Source organism: Novosphingobium sp. 1529 (assembly GCF_040544855.1).
GTDB classification, from domain to species: Bacteria; Pseudomonadota; Alphaproteobacteria; order Sphingomonadales; family Sphingomonadaceae; genus Novosphingobium; species Novosphingobium capsulatum.
In genome coordinates this window covers 814,605-833,892 of record NZ_JBEPKW010000001.1, presented here as the reverse complement: position 1 = coordinate 833,892, position 19,288 = coordinate 814,605, and the positions used below count along the sequence as shown (strand labels likewise).

20 protein-coding genes are annotated in these 19,288 nt (G+C 65.0%); 19 read left to right on the top strand and 1 reads right to left on the bottom strand.

Annotated elements, in window-relative coordinates; genetic code table 11:
- From secY to ABIC78_RS03585, 16 genes are all read left to right on the top strand, one after another.
- Window positions 1–1,368, top strand: coding sequence for a preprotein translocase subunit SecY (gene secY / locus ABIC78_RS03660; protein ID WP_054130538.1), 1,368 nt, complete (start codon window positions 1–3; stop codon window positions 1,366–1,368).
- A gap of 32 nt (window positions 1,369–1,400) precedes the next feature.
- The gene (locus ABIC78_RS03655) at window positions 1,401–2,045 is read left to right on the top strand and encodes an adenylate kinase (protein WP_022675042.1); all 645 of its coding nucleotides are present in this window, start codon (window positions 1,401–1,403) and stop codon (window positions 2,043–2,045) included.
- Window positions 2,046–2,149: 104 nt separating this feature from the next.
- On the top strand, window positions 2,150–3,184 hold the full coding sequence (locus tag ABIC78_RS03650; RefSeq protein ID WP_354487919.1) for an SRPBCC family protein: 1,035 nt from the start codon (window positions 2,150–2,152) through the stop codon (window positions 3,182–3,184).
- Between the two features lie 338 nt (window positions 3,185–3,522).
- Window positions 3,523–3,891 (top strand): 30S ribosomal protein S13, encoded by a 369-nt coding sequence (gene rpsM / locus ABIC78_RS03645; RefSeq protein WP_022675075.1) that lies wholly within the window; start codon window positions 3,523–3,525, stop codon window positions 3,889–3,891.
- Window positions 3,892–3,948: 57 nt separating this feature from the next.
- The gene (rpsK, locus tag ABIC78_RS03640) at window positions 3,949–4,338 is read left to right on the top strand and encodes a 30S ribosomal protein S11 (protein ID WP_008065643.1); all 390 of its coding nucleotides are present in this window, start codon (window positions 3,949–3,951) and stop codon (window positions 4,336–4,338) included.
- Between the two features lie 121 nt (window positions 4,339–4,459).
- Window positions 4,460–5,521, top strand: coding sequence for a DNA-directed RNA polymerase subunit alpha (locus ABIC78_RS03635; protein WP_022675076.1), 1,062 nt, complete (start codon window positions 4,460–4,462; stop codon window positions 5,519–5,521).
- A 152-nt stretch (window positions 5,522–5,673) separates the two neighbouring features.
- Window positions 5,674–6,099: a 50S ribosomal protein L17 gene (gene rplQ / locus ABIC78_RS03630; RefSeq protein WP_022675077.1), complete on the top strand. Its 426-nt coding sequence runs from the start codon at window positions 5,674–5,676 to the stop codon at window positions 6,097–6,099.
- Window positions 6,100–6,301: 202 nt separating this feature from the next.
- The gene (locus ABIC78_RS03625; protein WP_354487916.1) at window positions 6,302–6,676 is read left to right on the top strand and encodes a hypothetical protein; all 375 of its coding nucleotides are present in this window, start codon (window positions 6,302–6,304) and stop codon (window positions 6,674–6,676) included.
- Between the two features lie 80 nt (window positions 6,677–6,756).
- A complete protein-coding gene (locus ABIC78_RS03620) occupies window positions 6,757–8,928 on the top strand; it encodes a prolyl oligopeptidase family serine peptidase (RefSeq protein WP_354487914.1) in 2,172 nt (723 codons plus the stop codon).
- A gap of 64 nt (window positions 8,929–8,992) precedes the next feature.
- A complete protein-coding gene (locus tag ABIC78_RS03615; protein WP_354487912.1) occupies window positions 8,993–11,311 on the top strand; it encodes a prolyl oligopeptidase family serine peptidase in 2,319 nt (772 codons plus the stop codon).
- A 67-nt stretch (window positions 11,312–11,378) separates the two neighbouring features.
- The gene (locus ABIC78_RS03610) at window positions 11,379–11,702 is read left to right on the top strand and encodes a DUF1476 domain-containing protein (RefSeq protein WP_022675081.1); all 324 of its coding nucleotides are present in this window, start codon (window positions 11,379–11,381) and stop codon (window positions 11,700–11,702) included.
- A complete protein-coding gene (locus tag ABIC78_RS03605; protein ID WP_354487910.1) occupies window positions 11,702–11,935 on the top strand; it encodes a BolA/IbaG family iron-sulfur metabolism protein in 234 nt (77 codons plus the stop codon). Before ABIC78_RS03610 ends, ABIC78_RS03605 begins: the two co-directional genes overlap by 1 nt.
- Before the next feature lie 25 nt (window positions 11,936–11,960).
- Window positions 11,961–12,284: a Grx4 family monothiol glutaredoxin gene (gene grxD / locus ABIC78_RS03600; RefSeq protein ID WP_022675083.1), complete on the top strand. Its 324-nt coding sequence runs from the start codon at window positions 11,961–11,963 to the stop codon at window positions 12,282–12,284.
- Window positions 12,285–12,618: 334 nt separating this feature from the next.
- Window positions 12,619–13,440: an NUDIX domain-containing protein gene (locus ABIC78_RS03595; protein WP_354487907.1), complete on the top strand. Its 822-nt coding sequence runs from the start codon at window positions 12,619–12,621 to the stop codon at window positions 13,438–13,440.
- 226 nt (window positions 13,441–13,666) lie between these two features.
- Window positions 13,667–13,867, top strand: a complete 201-nt coding sequence (locus ABIC78_RS03590; RefSeq protein WP_354487905.1) for a hypothetical protein — start codon at window positions 13,667–13,669, stop codon at window positions 13,865–13,867.
- 135 nt (window positions 13,868–14,002) lie between these two features.
- Window positions 14,003–14,773: a sugar transferase gene (locus tag ABIC78_RS03585; RefSeq protein WP_354487903.1), complete on the top strand. Its 771-nt coding sequence runs from the start codon at window positions 14,003–14,005 to the stop codon at window positions 14,771–14,773.
- A gap of 121 nt (window positions 14,774–14,894) precedes the next feature.
- On the opposite strand, the gene ABIC78_RS03580 is transcribed toward ABIC78_RS03585, so the two are convergent.
- On the bottom strand, window positions 14,895–15,041 hold the full coding sequence (locus ABIC78_RS03580; protein WP_157088941.1) for a hypothetical protein: 147 nt from the start codon (window positions 15,039–15,041) through the stop codon (window positions 14,895–14,897).
- A 762-nt stretch (window positions 15,042–15,803) separates the two neighbouring features.
- Between ABIC78_RS03580 and ABIC78_RS03575 the strand changes: the two genes are divergently transcribed.
- The 3 genes from ABIC78_RS03575 to ABIC78_RS03565 are packed head-to-tail and all read left to right on the top strand — an operon-like array spanning window position 15,804 to window position 19,286.
- On the top strand, window positions 15,804–16,673 hold the full coding sequence (locus tag ABIC78_RS03575; protein WP_354487901.1) for a glycosyltransferase family 2 protein: 870 nt from the start codon (window positions 15,804–15,806) through the stop codon (window positions 16,671–16,673).
- Between the two features lie 4 nt (window positions 16,674–16,677).
- Complete coding sequence (locus tag ABIC78_RS03570; RefSeq protein WP_354487899.1) at window positions 16,678–17,781, top strand: glycosyltransferase family 4 protein; 1,104 nt, start codon at window positions 16,678–16,680, stop codon at window positions 17,779–17,781.
- Between the two features lie 8 nt (window positions 17,782–17,789).
- Complete coding sequence (locus ABIC78_RS03565; RefSeq protein ID WP_354487897.1) at window positions 17,790–19,286, top strand: oligosaccharide flippase family protein; 1,497 nt, start codon at window positions 17,790–17,792, stop codon at window positions 19,284–19,286.
- Window positions 19,287–19,288: the final 2 nt, after the last annotated feature.

Below are 19,288 nucleotides of genomic sequence, written 5' to 3'. Positions count from 1 at the left end.
ATGGCATCCCGCGCCGATAACATCGCCAGCAATCTCAACCTGTCGAACTTCTCGAAGGCGACCGAACTGAAGAACCGCATCTGGTTCACGGTCGGTGCGCTGATCGTGTTCCGCTTCTTGAGCTTCGTGCCGTTGCCCGGCGTGAACCCGCTGATCCTCGAAACGCTCTACAATCAGACGCGCGGCGGGATCCTGGATATCTTCAACGCCTTTTCGGGCGGTTCGCTCCAGCGCATGAGCCTCATCGCGCTGGGCGTGATGCCCTACATCACGGCCTCGATCGTGGTGCAGCTGGCCGCCTCGCTTCACCCCGCGCTCGCCGCCCTCAAGAAGGAAGGCGAAAGCGGCCGCAAGAAGCTCAACCAGTACACCCGCTATGGCGCCGTGTTCCTTACCGCGGTGCAGGGCTATGCGATCGCTACCGGGCTTGAAGCCTATGGCGCTTCGAGCGGTATCCAGGCGGTTGTGCTGCCCGGCTTCCTGTTCCGCGTTACCGCTGTGATCAGCCTGATCGGCGGCACCATGTTCCTGCTGTGGCTGGGTGAGCAAATCACCGCGCGCGGCATCGGCAACGGCACCTCGCTGATCATCATGGCCGGTATCGTCGCGCAGATGCCCAAGTTCGTGGGCAACCTGTTCGAACAGGGTCGCTCGGGTCAGCTCAATGGCTTCGTGATTGCGGGCGTGATCGCGCTGATCCTCGGGGTCGTCGTGCTGATCTGCTTCTTCGAACGCGCCACGCGCCGCTTGCTGATCCAGTATCCCAAGCGCGCCACGCAGCGCGGCATGATGGCCGCCGATCGCAGCCACCTGCCGCTCAAGCTCAACACCGCCGGCGTGATCCCACCGATCTTTGCCAGCTCGCTGCTGCTGCTGCCGCTGACCATTACCCAGTTCGCCGGCAAGTCGATCTCGCCCGATACGACCACGGGCAAGATCATCATCGGCCTCAACCAGTACCTGGGCCACGGCAAGCCGCTGTATATGCTCCTCTATGCCCTGGGCATCGTGTTCTTCAGCTTTTTCTACACCGCCGTGGTGTTCAACCCGGAAGAAACGGCCGAGAACCTCAAGCGCAATGGCGGCTTCATCCCCGGCATCCGCCCCGGCAAGAACACCGAGAAGTATCTCGATTACGTGCTGACGCGCATCACCGTGCTGGGCGCCGCCTATATCACCTTCGTGTGCGTCATCCCGGAATGGATCATGTCCGAGACAGGGATGGGCACGCTGTTCTTCGGTGGCACCAGCTTGCTGATTGTGGTCAACGTCACGGTTGATACGATCACCCAGATCCAGTCGCACCTGCTGGCGCACCAGTATGGCGACCTGATCAAAAAGGCCAAGCTGAAGGGCCGACTGCGCTGATCGCGCAGGTGTCGAAGAGGGGGACTGCCAAAGTGAATATCATTCTTCTCGGCCCGCCGGGCGCTGGCAAGGGCACCCAGGCCCAACGCCTGGTCGAACGCCATGGCCTCAAGCAGCTTTCCACCGGCGATATGCTGCGCGCCGCCGTCAAGGCCGGCACGCCGGTTGGCCTCAAGGCCAAGGCCGTGATGGAAGCGGGCCAGCTGGTCTCTGACGAGATCGTCTCGGCGCTGATCGGTGACGAACTCGATGCTATGGGCGCCGGTACCGGGGCTATCTTCGATGGTTATCCGCGCACCGCTGCCCAGGCCGAATCGCTTGATGCGATCCTCGCCAGCCGTGGCCGCAAGCTGGATCACGTGATCGAGTTGGATGTGAACGAAGACGCCTTGGTCGAGCGGATTACCGGCCGCTATACCTGCGCCACCTGTGGCAAGGGCTATCACGACACGTTCGAGCAGCCCAAGGTTGCTGGCACCTGCGACAAGTGCGGTGGCCACGAATTCAAGCGCCGTCCTGACGACAACGAGGAAACCGTGCGCACGCGCATGGCCGAGTATCGTGCTAAGACGGCGCCGATTTTGCCGATCTATGAAGCGCGCGGCATCGTGGCGCGCGTGGACGGCATGGCGGACATGGATGCCGTGACCGCCTCGATCGAGGCGATTCTGGCTTAAAGCACCCAGGCTTTCCGACTATCGTGGGAAGCTTGGCAACGTTGCGGCGAAAAGGAGTGTGCCCAGTGCGATCACGGCTTTCAAGCAGGGTCGCGGGACTGCTTTTGGCCGCCGTGGCGGGCAACGCGGCTTTGGCCGTGCCCGCCCATGCCGAGATCGTTGCGCGCGATGACAATGGCTTTGTCATTCGCCAGACGGTCGACGTTGGCGCTTCTACAGCCGAGGCCTGGCGCGCACTGGTCAAGCCGGCGACCTGGTGGTCCAGCGAGCACACGTTTTCCGGGGAAGCGGCGAACCTGACGCTCGATCCGGTGCCGGGCGGCTGTTTCTGTGAAAAGCTGCCAGCGAGCAAGCAAGGCGGGGCAGGGGCCCTGGCCGGCGGCGTCCAGCACATGCGCGTGGTCTATGTCGAGCCGGGGCGCGCGCTGCGCATGACCGGCGCGCTGGGGCCATTGCAAAGTGAGGCCGTGCTCGGCTCCATGACGATCACGCTGAAGGCGGGTGATCGCGGTACGCGCATTCTCATCGAATATGTCGTCGGCGGCTACATGCGCTATCGCATGGATCAGATCGCACCGGCGGTCGATCGCATGCTGGGGCAGCAGATCGCCGGCCTGGCCGACAAGCTGGGCGGCGCGCTGGCCGGCGATGGCGCCGTGCCGATCATTACCCCCAAGGCCCCGGCTGACCGTTCTGACAACGGCGACTCGGCACCGGTCTCGCGCAACGCACCGCAGGGCCCGTCGCTCGACCCCGATGGCGCGCCGGTCAGCAGCCGTCCGCTCGGCACCCTGCGTGGTCTGCCCAGCCTGCCGCCGGGCCCGGCGCGCAGCCGCACCACGGCGCCAGCCGTTGCCGACGATGACGGGCTGGTCGTTTCCGACGACACCCCTGCGCCAGCAGCGGCCAGGGCCCCTTCGGCCAAGCCCGCTGTGGCCAAGGCAGCACCAGGCAAGGCGGCAGCGGCCAAGTCCGCCAAAAAGCCGGCGCCGGCCAGGGCCACTCCGGCCAAGCCCGCGCCCGCCAAGCCCAAGCCTGCGGCCCAGCCCGCGGGGGCCTCGCCGCGTGATGAAGCGACCGCGCAAAAGGACGCGCAGGCCGCATTCGACGCTGCCATGGGGCCGGGCAGCGATCACTGACAAGACGTGCCGGCACGGCACGGGCGGGATCACGCCCGCGCGCGAATCGTGCTTTGCGACGCGGCGCTTGTGGCGTATAAGGACGATGTCACCAAAGCTGGCCCCCGTGCTCATGGAGGGGCGCACGTTCACCCGTCTGCGTGGGGAACGTGCCCTTTGTGGTTGACCTTTCCCTGCAAAAAGCTTAAGCGCGCCTTTCACTCGAACGAGAAGGGTCATTTGAAGTCCGGGGCAAGTGCTTGCGCGGGCTGCAATTTGGCGTTTTTTGGCGGGTGTTGTCGCGATGAGATAGGGCGCCAATTTCGATTCGGCGCTCTGTGGAGCAAACGGAGAAACAAGTGGCTCGTATTGCCGGGGTCAATATCCCCACCAACAAGCGCGTGATCGTGGCGCTGACCTACATTCATGGCATTGGCTCGTTCAAGGCCCGCCAGATCGCCGACAAGCTCGGCATCGATCACGCCCGTCGCGTTCAGGATCTGTCGGACGCCGAAGTGCTCCAGATCCGTGAAGCGATCGACGCTGAACACACCGTGGAAGGCGATCTGCGTCGCGAAACCGCGATGAACATCAAGCGTCTGATGGACCTGGCCTGCTATCGTGGCCTGCGTCACCGCAAGGGCCTGCCGGTTCGTGGCCAGCGCACGCACACCAATGCGCGCACCCGCAAGGGCAAGGCCAAGCCGATCGCCGGCAAGAAGAAGTAAGATCAGGCCTTTCAGGCTTTAGATCTTCCCAACGGTTTCTCGACAGGAATTCAGCACATGGCACGCGAACCTCAGCGCATTAAGCGCCGCGAGCGCAAGAACATCACCAGCGGTGTTGCGCACGTTAACGCCAGCTTCAACAACACCATGATCACCATCACCGATGCCCAGGGCAACGCCATTTCGTGGTCGTCTGCCGGGATGATGGGCTTCAAGGGCAGCCGCAAGTCGACCCCGTACGCCGCTCAGGTGGCTGCGGACGACGCCGGCAAGAAGGCCGCCGAACACGGCGTGCGCACCCTTGAAGTGGAAGTGAAGGGTCCGGGTTCGGGCCGCGAAAGCGCCCTGCGCGCTCTGCAGGCGGTGGGTTTCACCATCACTGCGATCCGCGATGTGACCCCGATCCCGCACAACGGCGTGCGTCCTTCCAAGCGCCGTCGCGTCTGACCTGCCCTTTGGCGAGTGGCGCGCGAGGTACCACGCGCGCCACACCCGCCCAATATCTTGACCGGTTGCGGCTTCCTTCTGGCCGACTGCCGGCGCTCTCGAAAAACCCTAGGGGAATTCCATGACTGTCAACATCAAGAACTGGCAGGAACTGAAGAAGCCCAACAATCTCGACATCAAGCCCGGTCACGATCCGAAGCGTCGCGCGACTTTCGTTGCCGAACCGCTTGAGCGTGGCTTTGGTCTTACCCTCGGCAATGCGCTGCGCCGGGTGCTGCTCTCTTCGCTTCAGGGGGCTGCGGTTACGTCGATCAAGATCGAGAACGTGCTGCACGAATTCTCGTCGCTTGCCGGCGTGCGTGAAGACGTCACCGACATCGTGCTCAACGTCAAGCAGATCGCGCTCAAGATGCAGGGCGAAGGCCCCAAGCGTCTTCAGCTTTCCGCGATCGGGCCGGGCGAAGTCAAGGCCGGCGATATCGCCGTGACCGGCGACATTGAGGTGATGAACAAGGATCTGGTGATCTGCCATCTGGATGAAGGCGCGACCTTCAACATGGAACTCACCTGCGACACCGGCAAGGGCTATGTCCCGGCCGTGTCGAACCGCCCGGTGGATGCACCGATCGGTCTGATCCCGGTGGACTCGCTCTACTCGCCCGTGCGTCAGGTGTCCTACAAGGTGGACAACGCCCGCATCGGCCAGGAGCTTGACTACGACAAGCTCAGCCTTTCGGTCGAAACCGATGGCACCGTCACCCCGGAAGACGCCGTGGCTTATGCTGCGCGCATCCTTCAGGATCAGCTGGCGCTGTTCGTCCACTTCGACGACCAGGTGCCGACCGGCCACGTGCCGTCGCTGGCCGGCGTTGCCGCCCATGCGCCGGAAGAAAGCGACGCCAACCAGCTCAACCGCTACCTCCTCAAGAAGGTGGACGAGCTGGAACTGTCGGTGCGTTCGGCCAACTGCCTGAAGAACGACAACATCATCTACATCGGCGACCTGGTCCAGAAGACCGAGGCCGAGATGCTCCGCACGCCGAACTTCGGCCGCAAGTCGCTCAACGAGATCAAGGAAGTGCTCTCGTCGATGGGTCTGCGCCTCGGCATGGACATCCCTGGCTGGCCGCCGGAAAACATCGAGGAAATGGCCAAGAAGCTCGAGCAGGAACTGCTCGGCTGATTGGGTGGGCAGGGCCGGCACGGAACGCTTTTCCGTACCGGCCTGGCCGCAGCACAGCGCTGCAACCTCGCAAGGAAAGGGAACGGGCTGCCCCTCAAGTCGGCCTGGATCGGGGTACCTCACACGGCCCCCCTACAAACGGAGAATGAGTTATGCGTCATAAGCTGGGCCAGCGTAAGCTGGGTCGTACCTCGTCGCACCGTATTGCGCTGCTGCGCAATCTGGCCGCCGCGCTGATCAAGCACGAGCAGATCACCACCACCACGCCCAAGGCGAAGGAACTGCGTCCCTACGTCGAAAAGCTGATCACGCTGGCCAAGCATGGTGGCCTGTCGAACCGCCGCCTTGCCCACGCCCGTCTGCTTGACGAAGCGCAGGAAAAGAAGCTGTTCGAAGTTCTGGCCGCGCGCTACGCCGACCGTGAAGGTGGCTACACCCGCATCATCAAGGCCGGCTACCGCGCCTCGGACGCCGCCCCGATCGCCGTGATCGAGCTGGTGGACCGTGACACGTCGGCCAAGGGCCTCGATTCGGGTCCGGTGCTGACTGCCGACGAAGACGAACTCGAAAACGCCTGATTGGGCGGGGCATCGCGCCCCACCATCGGACGAACCGGATGACGGGCGGGGCCGCAAGGCTCCGCCCGTTTTTCGTGCGTTGTGATAGGCTTGCCCGCCCGCTGGCTCCAGCATAGAACGGCCCCATGATCGTATGGCGTTTGGTCAAGGCCGGGGAACACGCGTTGGACGGGGCAGGAACGCTGCGCTTTGGCGGGCGCTATTGTTCGCCCGGGCACCGCATCGTGCATTTGCCAGCGAGGCCGGCCTCGCCGTGCTGGTACAGCAACGCTATCTGGCAGAGCCGGCAGAAACCTGCGAAACGCCGTTCGATCTGGGGTGGACGGAGATTGCCGCCGTGCTCGAACGTGTGCCCGATGGCCTTGATCGCGCCGACACGATTGCGTTTGTCGATGCCTGGGCGAACTCTGGGCGGGGGCTCTTGCTTGCCGTGCGCTCGGCCGTGCTGCCAGAGGCCGACGTCATCCTGATGAACGCCGATCATCCCGCAGCAGGCACAGTGCCACCTCTGACAGTGCGGCCGTTCCGCTTTGCCCAGTGCCTGCATCGCCCGCCGATGCTGGGCCGCTATTCCTGATCGTTGCAAAGTCTGTTGCACTGGGGCGATCCTGCGGTAGTTTCTGGCGAAACCACCCCCCGTCTTGTCAGGATATCGCAATGAAGAACCGCTTGTGGCTGGCCATGGCCGCCCCGCTTGCGCTTGCCACCCCGGTTGCGTTTGCCCAGACGCCGCCCACCCTTGCCAAGGACCAGGCCATGCCGTCACTGCCGCCCTATCCCGCCAGCCCGCAAGTGCCGCTGGTGGAGGACCATTTCGGTGAAAAGGTGTCCGATCCCTGGCGCTGGCTGGAAGCCGACGTGCGCACCGATGCCAAGGTGGCGGCCTGGGTCCAGGCGCAAAGCGCCTATACCGCAGCCTATCTCAAGCAGTTGCCCGAGCGTGCCGCGCTGGAAAAGCGGATGAAGGCGCTGATCGATTACGAACGGTTTGGCCTGCCGCAGCGCCGTGGCGCTTCGGTCTTCTACAGCTGGAACAGCGGCTTGATGAACCAGTCGCAGCTGCTGGTGCGCCCTGCCGATGCGCCGGTGGGCACCAAGGGACGGGTACTGCTCGATCCCAATACCTGGGCCAAGGATGGCGCCACTGCGCTCGATGCCTGGGCGGCATCGGATGACGGGCGCCTGCTGGCCTATTCGGTGCAGGATGGCGGTTCGGATTGGCGGACGGTGAAGTTTGTCGGCGTGGCCGACGGCAAGCCGCTGGCCGACGAACTCAAGTGGGTGAAGTTTTCCGGCCTGGCCTGGCTGGGCAACGATGCGCTGCTCTATTCCCGCTTTGCCGAGCCAAAGGAAGGCCAGGCCTTCCAGGCGCTGAACTATAACCAGACGGTGTGGCTCCACCGCCTGGGCACGCCGCAAAGCGCCGATCAGCCGGTGTTCGCGACGCCCGAGCTGCCCAAGCGCGGCCACGGCGCCAGCGTTTCGAGCGATGGGCGCTGGGTGGTGATCACCAGCAGCGAGGGCACCGATCCGGTCAACACCGTGCACGTTGCGCGCGTCACCAACGGCAAGATTGGGCCGGTTACCGCACTGATCCCCGATCTCAAGGCGCAATGGGATTTCGTCGATGGCGTGGGCGATCAGCTGTGGTTCGTGTCGGGCGATGGCGCCCCGCTCAAGAAGATCGTGCGGGTCGATCTGTCGGGCAGCACGCCGCGCTTCGATACCGTGGTGCCCGAAAGCAAGGACAACCTCGAATCCGTCGGCATTGCCGGCAACCGCCTGTTCGCCAGCTATATCCACGATGCCAAGAGCCAGGTCCTGGCGTTCGATCTTGATGGCAAGCCGGCCGGTGCGGTCAGCCTGCCCGGCATCGGCAGCGCCTCGGGCCTGAGCGGCCGGCCCGGCGATCGCCATGCCTATCTCTCGTTCAGCAGCTTTACCCAGCCTGCCACGGTGCTGGCGCTCGATCCCGCCACGGCGAAAACCACCCCGTGGGAGCCGGTGCACCTGACGTTCGATCCGGCCGATTTCCGGGTGGAGCAGGTGTTCTATCCCAGCAAGGACGGCACCAAGGTGCCGATGTTCATCGTCCGCCGCAAGGATGCCAAGGGCCCGCTGCCCACGCTGCTCTATGGCTATGGCGGCTTCAATGTGGCGCTTACCCCATGGTTTTCCGCCGGTTTCATGACCTGGATCGACAGCGGCGGCGCCTTTGCCCTGGCAAACCTACGCGGCGGCGGGGAATATGGCGATGCGTGGCACGATGCCGGCCGGCGCGACAAGAAGCAGAACGTGTTCGACGATTTCATTGCCGCAGGCGAATGGCTGATCGCCAATGGCGTGACGCCGCGCCATGGCCTGGCGATCGAGGGTGGCTCCAACGGTGGCCTGCTGATCGGCGCGGTGACCAACCAGCGGCCCGATCTGTTTTCGGCGGCCAGCCCTGCCGTGGGCGTGATGGACATGCTGCGCTTCGACCAGTTCACCGCCGGGCGCTATTGGGTGGATGACTATGGCTATCCCGAAAAGGAAGCCGATTGGCGCGTGCTGCGCCGCTATTCCCCCTATCACAACGTGCGCTCGGGCGTGGACTATCCCGCCATCCTGGTGACCACCGCCGACACCGACGATCGCGTCGTGCCGGGGCACAGCTTCAAATATACTGCGGCGCTGCAGACCGCCGCGATCGGGCCCAAGCCGCACCTGATCCGCATCGAGACGCGCGCTGGCCATGGTTCGGGCAAGCCGATCGACAAGCAGATCGAGGAAACCGCCGATGTGCAGGCGTTCTTGGCCCATTTCACCGGGCTGACGCCGCGCCCCTGAAGTCTATCTTTGACCGTGCAATCTCTGGCGCCGTCGCTGTGCTGGTGCTAGAGATTTCCGAACAATGACAAGGTTTGGGACAGGATGGCGCAAGGCGCTGCTGGCGGGAACGCTGGCTGGGCTGGTGGCGGGTGGTGGCCAAGCCACCGCCGCCACCGCGCCTGCCCCTGCGCCCTTGGCCGATGGCGCCGTGGAAGGCGCGGTTGACGTTGTCCGCAGTGAGCATGCCGGCACCTCCAGCCACACCCCGCTAACCCCCACCATGGCCCCGGGGGCCAGCCTGATCCTGTCCCGCGAACTCTATCCCTTGGCCCGGCGCGACGCGGTGGTCGACAAGCCGTTTGGCCAGGCCGTGGCCGATCCGTGGCGCTGGCTCGAAGCCGATCTGCGCACCAGCCCGGAGGTGGCAGATTGGGTGGCCCGCGAAAACCGCCTGAGCGGCGCGTTCCTCAAGGCTTTGCCGGCCCGTGCCGATTTTGCCGCGCGCATCCGGAGCTTGCTCGATTATCCGCGCGTGTCCTTGCCGCGCAAGGCAGGGCGCAGCTACTTCTATTTGCGCAACACCGGCTTGCAGAACCAGTCCCTGCTTTATGTGCAGGACGGTGACAGCGGAACGCCGCGCCTGCTGATCGATCCCAATGGCTGGTCGGGCGATGGGACAGAAGCGCTAGACCTGTGGGTGCCTTCGCGCAGCGGGCGCTTTCTGGCGTTCGGCCGCCAGCGTGATGGCAGCGATTGGCGCACGCTGGGCGTGGTCGATGCGCGCAATGGCCACATGCTCGATGATCGCCTGGAATGGGCCAACGATACGCTGATCGGGTGGCTGGGCGACGAAGGCTTCCTCTATTCGCGCTATCCCGCGCCGGCCCAGGGGCAGGCCTATCGCGCGGTGCTGGCGGGCAAGGCCGTGTGGTTTCACCGCGTGGGCACGCCGCAAGCGGCCGATGAACTGGTCTTTGCCACGCCCGATCATCCCGAATGGGGGCACAAGGCCTTCGTCACCTCGGACGGCCGCTGGGCGGTCATCACCACCGAGGCCAGCACCGATGCGCGCCGCATGGTCCACCTGGTCGATCTGCGCGGCGATGGCTGGCGGCGCGGCGATTGGCGCGTGCTGCCGCTCGTTACCGATTTCGCTCACGAATGGAAGCCGATCGAGGGGCTGGGCGATCGGTTGTGGTTCATCACCAATTCCGGTGCGCCCAATGGCATGGTCGCCGAACTTGATCTGGCCAATGCCGCGCCGCGCTGGCGGGTGATCGTGCCCGAACGCAGCCAGAGCCTGTCCGGCGGCAATGTGGTGGGGGACCGGTTGATCCTGTCCTATCAGCACGATGGCGCCACCACCGCCGTGGTCACCGATCTGCGCGGCAAGCCGGCGCGGGCGATCACACTCAATGGCATCGGCGTCGCGTCGGGCTTTGCCGGGCGGCCGGGTGACAACGAAACGTTCTATCAGTTTTCCAGCTTCAACCTGCCGCCCACGATCTTTCGCCTGAATCTGAAAACCGGGCAGGCGACGCCGTTTGCCCAGCCGCGCCTGTCGTTCGATCCGGCAGACTATGTGGTGGAACAGCGCCGCTATCGCTCCAAGGATGGCACGATGGTGCCGCTCTATCTGGTGCGCAGCCGCCGTGCCGCGCTCGCCGGGCAGGCGCTGCCGACGCTGCTCTATGGCTACGGCGGGTTCGATGTGGCGCTCACGCCGGGGTGGTCGCCGGTGCGCATGGCGTGGATCGCCGCCGGTGGCGCTTTTGCCTTGGCCAACATTCGCGGTGGCGGCGAATTTGGCGAGGCGTGGCACGATGGCGGCCGGCTTGCCGCCAAGCAGAACAGCTTCGATGATTTCATCGCCGCGGGCGAATATCTCATCGCCCAGGGCATCACGCCCAAGGGTGGCCTGGCAATCCAGGGCAGTTCCAATGGCGGCTTGCTGGTGGGCGCGGTGGTCAATCAGCGGCCCGATCTGTTTGCCGCGGCCAACCCCGATGTCGGGGTGATGGACATGCTGCGCTTTGACCAGTTCACCGCCGGCCGGTTCTGGATGGATGACTATGGCAATCCTGCCCGTGCGGCCGATTGGCAAGTGCTGCGCGCCTATTCGCCTTATCACAACATCCGCGCTGGCGTGCGCTATCCCGCTATCCTGGTAACCACCGCCGATACCGACGATCGCGTTGTGCCCGCACACAGCTTCAAATATGCCGCCGCGCTGCAGGCGGCCGATATCGGCCCGCTGCCGCATCTCTTGCGGGTGGAGCAGGGCGCCGGCCATGGTGGCGGCAAGAGCGTCGACAAGGTGATTGCTGGCGGCGCGGATGTGCTGGCGTTCCTGGCGGCCTATACCGGCCTGTCGCCCGATCTGGCGGCACCATCGCCATAGGTTCCCCTTGCAGGGCGGGCAGTGGCTGACTATCCGCAAAGGTGGGACCACAACGGGATCGACCACAATGACCATGTTCGATGATCGCGAGCGCGCGTTCGAAGCCAAGTTCGCCCACGACGAGGAAATGCTGTTCCGCGTGCATGCCCGTCGCAACCGTTTGCTGGGGCAGTGGGCGGCCGAGCGCATGAAGCTCACCCAGGCGGAGGCGGAAGCCTATGCCAAGTCGGTGGTTCACACCGATTTCGAGGAAGCCGGGGACGAAGACGTGGTGCGCAAGCTGCTGGGTGATCTGATCGCTGCTGGCGTCGATGTCAGCGAGGAAGAAATCCGCACCGCGCTCGATGCCAAGGCCGTTGACGCGCGCCGCCAGCTGATGGGCGAAGTCTGATGGCGATGGCCGCTGCCGAGATCGAGGCGATGATCCGCGCCGCTCTGCCCGATGCAGAGGTGACGATTACCGATCTCGCCGGGGATGGTGATCACTATGCCGCGCATGTCGTTTCGCCCGCCTTTGCCGGGATGAGCCGCGTGGCGCAGCACAAGGCGGTCTATGCCGCACTCGGTGGCCGCATGGGCGACGTGCTTCATGCCTTGCAACTGACCACCGCTGCCCCCAAATAAGGGGCCGAAAGGAACTGATCCCACCATGTCTACCGAGCAGCGCATCGACGAAATCGTCAAGGGCAACGACGTTGTCCTGTTCATGAAGGGTACGCCGCTGTTCCCGCAATGCGGCTTTTCCAGCCGTGCCGTGGCGATCCTCGAACACCTCGGCGTGGAATATGCCAGCGTCGATGTCTTGCAGGACATGGAAATCCGTCAGGGCATCAAGTCCTATTCCGATTGGCCCACGATTCCCCAGCTCTATGTGAAGGGTGAGTTCGTTGGCGGTTCGGACATCATGATGGAAATGTACGAAGCGGGCGAACTGGCCCAGCTGATGGAAGAGGCCGAGGTAAAGCCGGCCTGACGGTGCCGCCCCCGGCACGCGATGGCCGGGGCGCAACCTGCTGAACAACGCGGTTTCCTGATCGGGAGGCCGCGTTTTTTCGTGGTATCCTACGGTGTTGGTAACCCCGGGGGAGGCGGAGCCGGGGAGACTTGGGGTGTCCGGCTCCGCCTCTCGAAGAAAGAAGTCTTCGGGGTATGCAAAATAAAGCACAGACCGTGCCAGTTTCCGTAAGGGCCATCTTTCAGGGGGATGCCCACAGCCCTTGCATGGCGCCGCGCTGGCCAATTGTAAAATATGCCGACGGTTCTTGCGGGCACTTGGCAAGGCTCGCCAGCAACCGCATGGTGGCGCGATGTCCGATACGCACCATGCCTCTGAACCGACCGACACTGCCCTGGGAGAACCAGCCGCCACGCTGATCGTGTTTCGCAAGGGCGCGGCAGGCGCGCCGGCGCAGATCCTGCTGGTGGAGCGTTCGGCCCAGTTGCGTTTTGCCGGCGGCGCCACGGTGTTTCCCGGTGGCAAGGTGGATGCGGCCGATCATGCCTTGGTCGCGAAAGGGCCTGGCTGGGCATCCGGGCTGGATGCAGATGATGCCGCCGCGCGCGTGGCCGCCGTGCGTGAAACGCTGGAAGAAACCGGATTGCTCGTGGGCCTGGCGCCTGCCCGGCTGGATGCCGCCGCGCTCGATGCGTCGGGCGCGCAGCAGGCCCGGGCGATCTTGGCGCAGGCTGGGAGCATGGCGCCGGTGCTGGCGCACTTTGGCTGGCAGCTGGATCCTGCCGCCCTGGTGCCATGGGCGCGCTGGTGGCCGCGGGGGAAGCCGGGGCGCGTGTTCGACACGCGGTTCTATCTGGCTGACCTTGGCAGTGGCATGGTCGACCTTGCAGTGGATCGTACCGAAAACTGCCATCTGTTCTGGGCCAGCGCGGCAGAGGCGCTGGCTGCCGCCGCGCGGGGTGACCTTCGCGTCATCTTTCCCACCCGGCGCAATCTTGAACGCCTGGCCCTGTTCGACGATTTCGCCACGGCCAGCCAGCATGCCGCAGCCCATCCCGTGGTGCCGATCGTGCCGCAAACCGTTATGCGCGATGGGGAGCCGTGGCTGGCCATTCCCGATGGCCATGGCTATCCCGTGCTGGGGGAACCCTTGGCCGAGGCGCACCGCGCCTGACTGGCGCCCGGCGCACTTGCATCCACATTCGAGAATATCCGGCGGCGTCAAATCGCCAAATCGGATAAGGGAATTTCCTGAGGGCAATACGTATACCCCCCGATGCCCGGGCGCAGGTGGCAGTAATCTGGTGGGCGTAAAACCCGGGTGGAGGTAATCCCCCATGCCCGTTTTACAGCCGCGTCACAGCATCCTGCCCGATCCGCCACCGGCCGATGATGCCCCGGTGCCACGGCTCGTGTCTGGTGAGGAAGAGCCTGTTTTTTCACCCGTTCATGCGTTGCAGCAAGAACTGTTGCCGCTGGCGCAGGGCAATGCTCAGGCAGCGGACACGCTTTATCCGCTGTGGCTGCGGGTGGCGATCATTGGTGGCTCTTCGGCGTTCGCCTGGGCACTGATTATCTGGGGCGTGTTGCGCCTTCACTAGGTGATTCGCCGTCGCTGCGTCAGCTAACGAACCATCTCGGCTGTATCGCTCGCTGACGGCATCTGCGGGCTGTTCCTATCATCCCTGCCATGGACGCCGGATATGCGGCGTCGCCCGGTGTGGGGACCAGCTCAGGTGAATCATCAACACAACGTCGCTGCGCGACCCGAGGGTGTCCGCAATTCCGCCGGCACCTGGCATGGGCCATCGCTTGCTTTCACCCCCGATCTTTCCACGGCGCCGCGTGCAGCGCGGGCGCGCTGGCGCCACCCTGCGTCCGATCCGCGTATCGCGCGGGCAGAGGCGTGGACGCGCGCGATCGACGTGATCATGGCCTTTGGCGCACTTGTCGTGTTTCTTCCGCTCATGCTCGCCATCGCCGCGCTTGTGCGGTTTTCAGATGGCGGCCCGGTGTTGTTCCGCCATCGCCGGGTGGGAGCAGGCGGGCGTCACTTCGCCTGCCTCAAGTTTCGCTCGATGTGCGTGGATGCCGATGCGCGGCTGCGCCATGTCCTGGAAACCGATCCTGCCGCGCGTGCCGAATGGGAAGCGACGCACAAACTGCAAAACGATCCCCGGATCACGGCGGTTGGGCGGTTGCTGCGCAAGAGCAGCCTGGATGAACTGCCCCAGCTCATCAACGTTCTGCGTGGGGATATGAGCTTGGTGGGGCCGCGGCCGATCGTTGATGCCGAAGTCGTGCGCTATGGGCGCCATTTTGCCGCCTATTGCGCGGTGCGGCCGGGGGTAACCGGCCTGTGGCAGGTGGCGCGCCGCCACGATACCACGTATCGCCGCCGCGTGGCCTGTGACCGGCTCTATCGCCGCGCCCGCTCGTTGCGGCTCTATTTCCGCATCCTGATCCTGACAGTGCCGAGCGTAATTCTGGCGCGCGGCGCGTATTGACGGATTGGGCAAGCTGATCGTTTAACGGAAAACGCAAACGGGAGAGGCACCGGCTGGTGCTTCTCCCGTCACGCGTAAGTAAACGACAGCAACCAAGAACGCTTGGTGAATTATGTTCTGATCAAAAGATGAGCAGCGCCAGTCCGATCCAGAAAACTTGGCTCAACGCCAAGCCGATCAGCAGTCCCTTGGCGGCGGCGGTGCCTTCGCCAGCAGGGGCATCATGGAACGAGACGAAACCATCTTCGCGGAAAGACTGAGTAGACATCCTGCAACCCTTTTAACCAGTGTTCTTGGCCTTGGCGGCAGCAACCGCTGTTACCAAATTTAAACGCGTTTCAGGGCCAGCTTGTTCCCGCTTCGCTCCTGTTGACACGGCCGTTGATAAGGGCGTTTTTCCCGTCCCGCCTGACCGTCCTGCATAGGCTTTTCATAGCAGCGATTGGTTGTAAACCCGTGAATACCACCGTTTTTACGCACGATTGCAGCGCAACAGGTCCGCTGTTGCGTCGCACGGGGCGGCCGTAGGTATGACGACTTTGGTTCTTGCTGCGCTGCACCCGGTCTGCGTTGCACTGCAACGTTGATGATGGTTTGACAGCGCAGCCAAGGCGAATGGCGCGCGCGCGTGCCGACATGTCGGCTTTGCTGTCGTTAAACTGAAACAAAAACAGCGGTCTGACGGGAGGCTCGGAGGGTTGTTGAGATCGCATCAGTTGCGCTGGGCCGAGGCACAGGTGCGACCGGCTGCAAAACACCGCGCCGTAACGCCAGTGGTGTCGATTTTGCCGGTGCGAAGATGCCGAAATGGCACCATGGCGTGGCAAACCCGTAGCAGGCGAAGAGCCGATTTCTTGCACTGCAAAAATGCAATTTTTTCGATGAATTGCGCCGACGTGCCGATTTTGCCCGGCTCCCGCCCTACAATCCACGCGGCTTAGTCTCTCGGTAACGGAGCCAACGCGCGTGGACCGGCTGCATCGCGGTCTTACGACGTAGGGGAAATCCACCAGGGGGACCGCGTCAGAGCATGCTGCGAATCCATGTTGCCATCGCCACCGTTGGCCGCGCCAGCCTGGCGCGCCAGACGATCGATCTTCTTGCCGGGCAATCGCGGCAGCCCGATGGCGTAATCGTCGTCGGCGCGGCGCCAACCGATCTTGCCGGTATCGCGGATAGCCCGCTGACGCCCGAACTGGCCTTGGCCGAACGTGGCCTGTGCCGCCAGCGCAACCACGCGCTCGATTTGCTCGCGGGCCGGACCGACGTGGTGATCTTCTTCGATGATGATTTCGTAGCCGCGCCCGATTACCTGGCGGCGGTCGAACGCCTGTTTCTCGCCCACCCCGATGTGGCCGGGATCACCGGCAATCTGGTAGGTGATGGTGTGCGCCACGGCGGCTATGGCATTGCCCAGGCCCAGGCGATGATCGCCGCGCAGACCCTGCTGCTCGATCCTGCGATCATCCCGCGCGAGGCTCTCTATGGCTGCAACATGGCGCTGCGCATGGCCCATGTCGGCAATCTGCGCTTTGACGAGGCGCTGCCGCTGTATGGCTGGCAGGAGGACATCGATTTCACCATGCGCCTGTCCCGGCACGGGCGGCTGGTATCCACCGGGCTGGTTTCGGGCGTGCACCTGGGGGTGAAGGGCGGGCGCACCTCGGGCCGGCGCCTGGGCTATTCGCAGGTGGCCAACATCGTCTACCTGCGCCGCAAGGGCACCATGCCCGGCCCGCTCGGGCGCAAGCTGCTGTGGCGCAATGTCCTGGCCAACCTGCTGCGTGCGCCGTTTCCCGAGCCCCATGTCGATCGCTGGGGACGCCTGCGCGGCAATGCCCTGGCGCTGGCGGACCTGTGGCGCGGGCGGATCGATCCGCGCAAGATCGAAAGCATGTAATCCGGTGCGAACGATCGCATTCAATGGCAAGTTTCGCGCCGGCAAGCACAATGGGGTGTGGCGCGTTTCGGATCGCCTGATCCGCGAGGTGGACAGCCTGCTGGCCGCCATGTCCTCCGCTGCTCGCCCTGATGTGCGGCTGATCGTGCCCGCCGGGTGCCCGGCGGCCGATCCCTATGAGGCCATCCGGGTGGAGGAAGACGTGCATGGCCCCAGCCAAAGCTGGGAGCAGCGCCGCCTGCCCGCGCTGGCGCGGGGCAGCCTGCTGGTCAACCTCGCCAACCTGGCGCCGGTGCTGCATCGACCCAAAATTACCATGCTGCACGATGCGCAGTTCTGCCGGCCAGACTGTTCCTATCCCTGGCGCCAGCGCATGGGCTATCGCCTCCTGGCGCCGCTCATGGCCCGGTCCAGCAACCTGGTGCTCACCGTGTCTGACTATTCGCGCCGCGATCTGGCCGGATATGGCGTGATCGGCGCCGGGCGCGTGGAAATCGTCCACAACGGCGCTGATCATATCCTTGAAGTGGCGCCCGATCCTGCCGCCCTGCCGCGTCTGGGCCTGGCGCCGGGCGAATACCTGCTGATGTTTGGCAGCGTAAAGGCCTACAAGAACAATGCCGTGGTATTCGAAGCCCTCGAACTGGCCAATGCCGCACACTGTGCTGGGCAGGGTTGGCCACCGCGCCGGCTGGTCATCGTTGGGCCAGGGCGTGAGGCATTGCTGGCGGCGGGCCTGCGTCCCCCCGCTGATGCCGTATTCGCCGGGGGCTGCGACGATGCGGCGCTGCGCGCGCTGTATGAAGGCGCCCAGGCGCTGCTTTTTCCTTCGCGGACAGAGGGGTTTGGCCTGCCGCCGGTTGAGGCCATGCTGTGCCGCTGCCCGGTCATTGCCGCGCCCTGTGGCGCCGTGCCCGAAGTATGCGGCGCGGCGGCCTTGATGGCCGATCCCGATGATCCCACGGCCTGGCTGGATCAGATCGCCGCGCTGGAACAGGCCGACACGCGCGCCACGATGGTGGCGGCCGGGCTGGCCCGCGCTGGCCGCTACACCTGGGCAGGCGCAGGGCGCACGCTGCTCGATCTGTTGATCGCCTGCGCGGTATGAGGCGGACGATGAACGAGGCTTTGCCACCGCCCATCCACCGCAGCTTGGCTGTGCGGATCGCGGCGTGGTGGCGCGGGGGCAGCTTCACGGCAGTGATTGCCATGTCGGCGCGGGCAAGCAGCCAGTTGGCGCTGCTCGGCGTGACGCTGGTGGCCACGCGCACCCTGGCACCGGCCGATTTCGGCGTATTCGCGATTGCCGCCGCGTTCCTCACGCTCTCGCGTACCATGCTCTACACTGGGCCATTCGAATACGTGCTCAAGGCGCCCGAGGCAGACAGCGCCGCCGTCGCCAGCGCGGGCCTTGTCGCCAACGTCATCGTCGCGCTGGGCTGGGTACTCCTGCTGTGCGGCTGTGGCCTGGCCGCGCCGTTCGTGTTTCGCGGTTCGGGCGTGGCCCTGCTGCTGTTCTGCCTTGCCCCGTCCAACCTGCTGGCGGCCCTGGCTGGTTGGGAAGAGGCCATGCTGCTGCGCGGCCAGCAGGTGCGCCGCTATTACGCGATTACCGTGATCACGGAAATTGCCGCTGGCCTGGGCGCGGCGGCTTTGCTGATCATGGGCTGGGGCCTGTGGGCGCTGGTGGTGCAGGTCTATGCCCGGCTGGCGATCTTCATCGTCGCCTATCGTGCCGTTCTCTTGCTTCCCCGCCTGGCCGGGCCTTCCGCGCAGGAAACCTGGCGCGTGCTGGCGTGGTCGTGGAGCCGGTATGGTTCTGTCATGGTCGGTTTCCTGGCCAACTACAGCGGAGACCTGCTGCTGGGCGCGGTGTTTTCGCCGGCGGCCTCGGGCCTTTATCGTGCCGGCAATCGCGTGGTTTCCGCGCTCGCCGATATGTTCGTGCAGCCGGCCGGGCTGCTGGTCACCACCGGCCTTGCGGCAGAGCGGGCGCGGGGCAGGGCGGGCGATGGCAGCTGGTTGCGCCTCTCTGGGCTGTTCGGCGCGCTGTGCTGGCCGGCGCTGGCAGGGCTTGCCGTTGTCGCTGACGAGATTGCCCCGGTCATGCTGGGGCCGGCCTGGGCCGGTGCAGGGCCGATCATCGCGGTGTTCTGCGTGGCGCGCATGGCGGCCTTGCCGATTGCGGTGGCCTCGGCCGTGCTGGTGATCGAGGATCGGCAGCATCGGGTGCTGTGGGTCCAGTCCGTGGCAGCGGTTGCCACGGCCGCGCTCACGCTGGCGCTGGCCAGCCATGGTCCGATCGCGGCGGCCCTGGCCACCACGCTGGTCGCACTGGGCTGGGCGCTCGCCCTGGGCGTGGCGGCATGGCAGGCGCGTCCCTTGGCCGGCGCGGCGCTGGGCGATCTGGCGCGGCTGGTGCTGTGGCCCACGCTTGCCACGCTCGGCTTGGCCCGGGGCGCGCGCCTGGTGGCGCTGCACTGGCACCTCAACCCCGGGCAAACGCTGTCCGTGGTCATCCCCGTAGGCCTTGTTGGCTGGGCGCTCTCGCTCCATGCGGTGCGGCGGCCCTTCCGCGCTGGCCTCGCCGCGCTGTCTGACCGCCAGGCCTGAGG

Excerpts from the sequence above, each read along its gene's own strand:
- rplQ (WP_022675077.1), top strand. The coding sequence starts at position 5,674 with ATGCGTCATAAGCTGGGCCAGCGTAAGCTGGGTCGTACCTCGTCGCAC.
- ABIC78_RS03575 (WP_354487901.1), top strand. The coding sequence starts at position 15,804 with ATGCTGCGAATCCATGTTGCCATCGCCACCGTTGGCCGCGCCAGCCTG.
- grxD (WP_022675083.1), top strand. The coding sequence starts at position 11,961 with ATGTCTACCGAGCAGCGCATCGACGAAATCGTCAAGGGCAACGACGTT.
- ABIC78_RS03635 (WP_022675076.1), top strand. The coding sequence starts at position 4,460 with ATGACTGTCAACATCAAGAACTGGCAGGAACTGAAGAAGCCCAACAAT.
- ABIC78_RS03610 (WP_022675081.1), top strand. The coding sequence starts at position 11,379 with ATGACCATGTTCGATGATCGCGAGCGCGCGTTCGAAGCCAAGTTCGCC.
- ABIC78_RS03615 (WP_354487912.1), top strand. The coding sequence starts at position 8,993 with ATGACAAGGTTTGGGACAGGATGGCGCAAGGCGCTGCTGGCGGGAACG.
- ABIC78_RS03565 (WP_354487897.1), top strand. The coding sequence starts at position 17,790 with ATGAACGAGGCTTTGCCACCGCCCATCCACCGCAGCTTGGCTGTGCGG.
- ABIC78_RS03620 (WP_354487914.1), top strand. The coding sequence starts at position 6,757 with ATGAAGAACCGCTTGTGGCTGGCCATGGCCGCCCCGCTTGCGCTTGCC.
- ABIC78_RS03595 (WP_354487907.1), top strand. The coding sequence starts at position 12,619 with ATGTCCGATACGCACCATGCCTCTGAACCGACCGACACTGCCCTGGGA.
- secY (WP_054130538.1), top strand. The coding sequence starts at position 1 with ATGGCATCCCGCGCCGATAACATCGCCAGCAATCTCAACCTGTCGAAC.
- ABIC78_RS03605 (WP_354487910.1), top strand. The coding sequence starts at position 11,702 with ATGGCGATGGCCGCTGCCGAGATCGAGGCGATGATCCGCGCCGCTCTG.
- ABIC78_RS03580 (WP_157088941.1), bottom strand. The coding sequence starts at position 15,041 with ATGTCTACTCAGTCTTTCCGCGAAGATGGTTTCGTCTCGTTCCATGAT.
- rpsK (WP_008065643.1), top strand. The coding sequence starts at position 3,949 with ATGGCACGCGAACCTCAGCGCATTAAGCGCCGCGAGCGCAAGAACATC.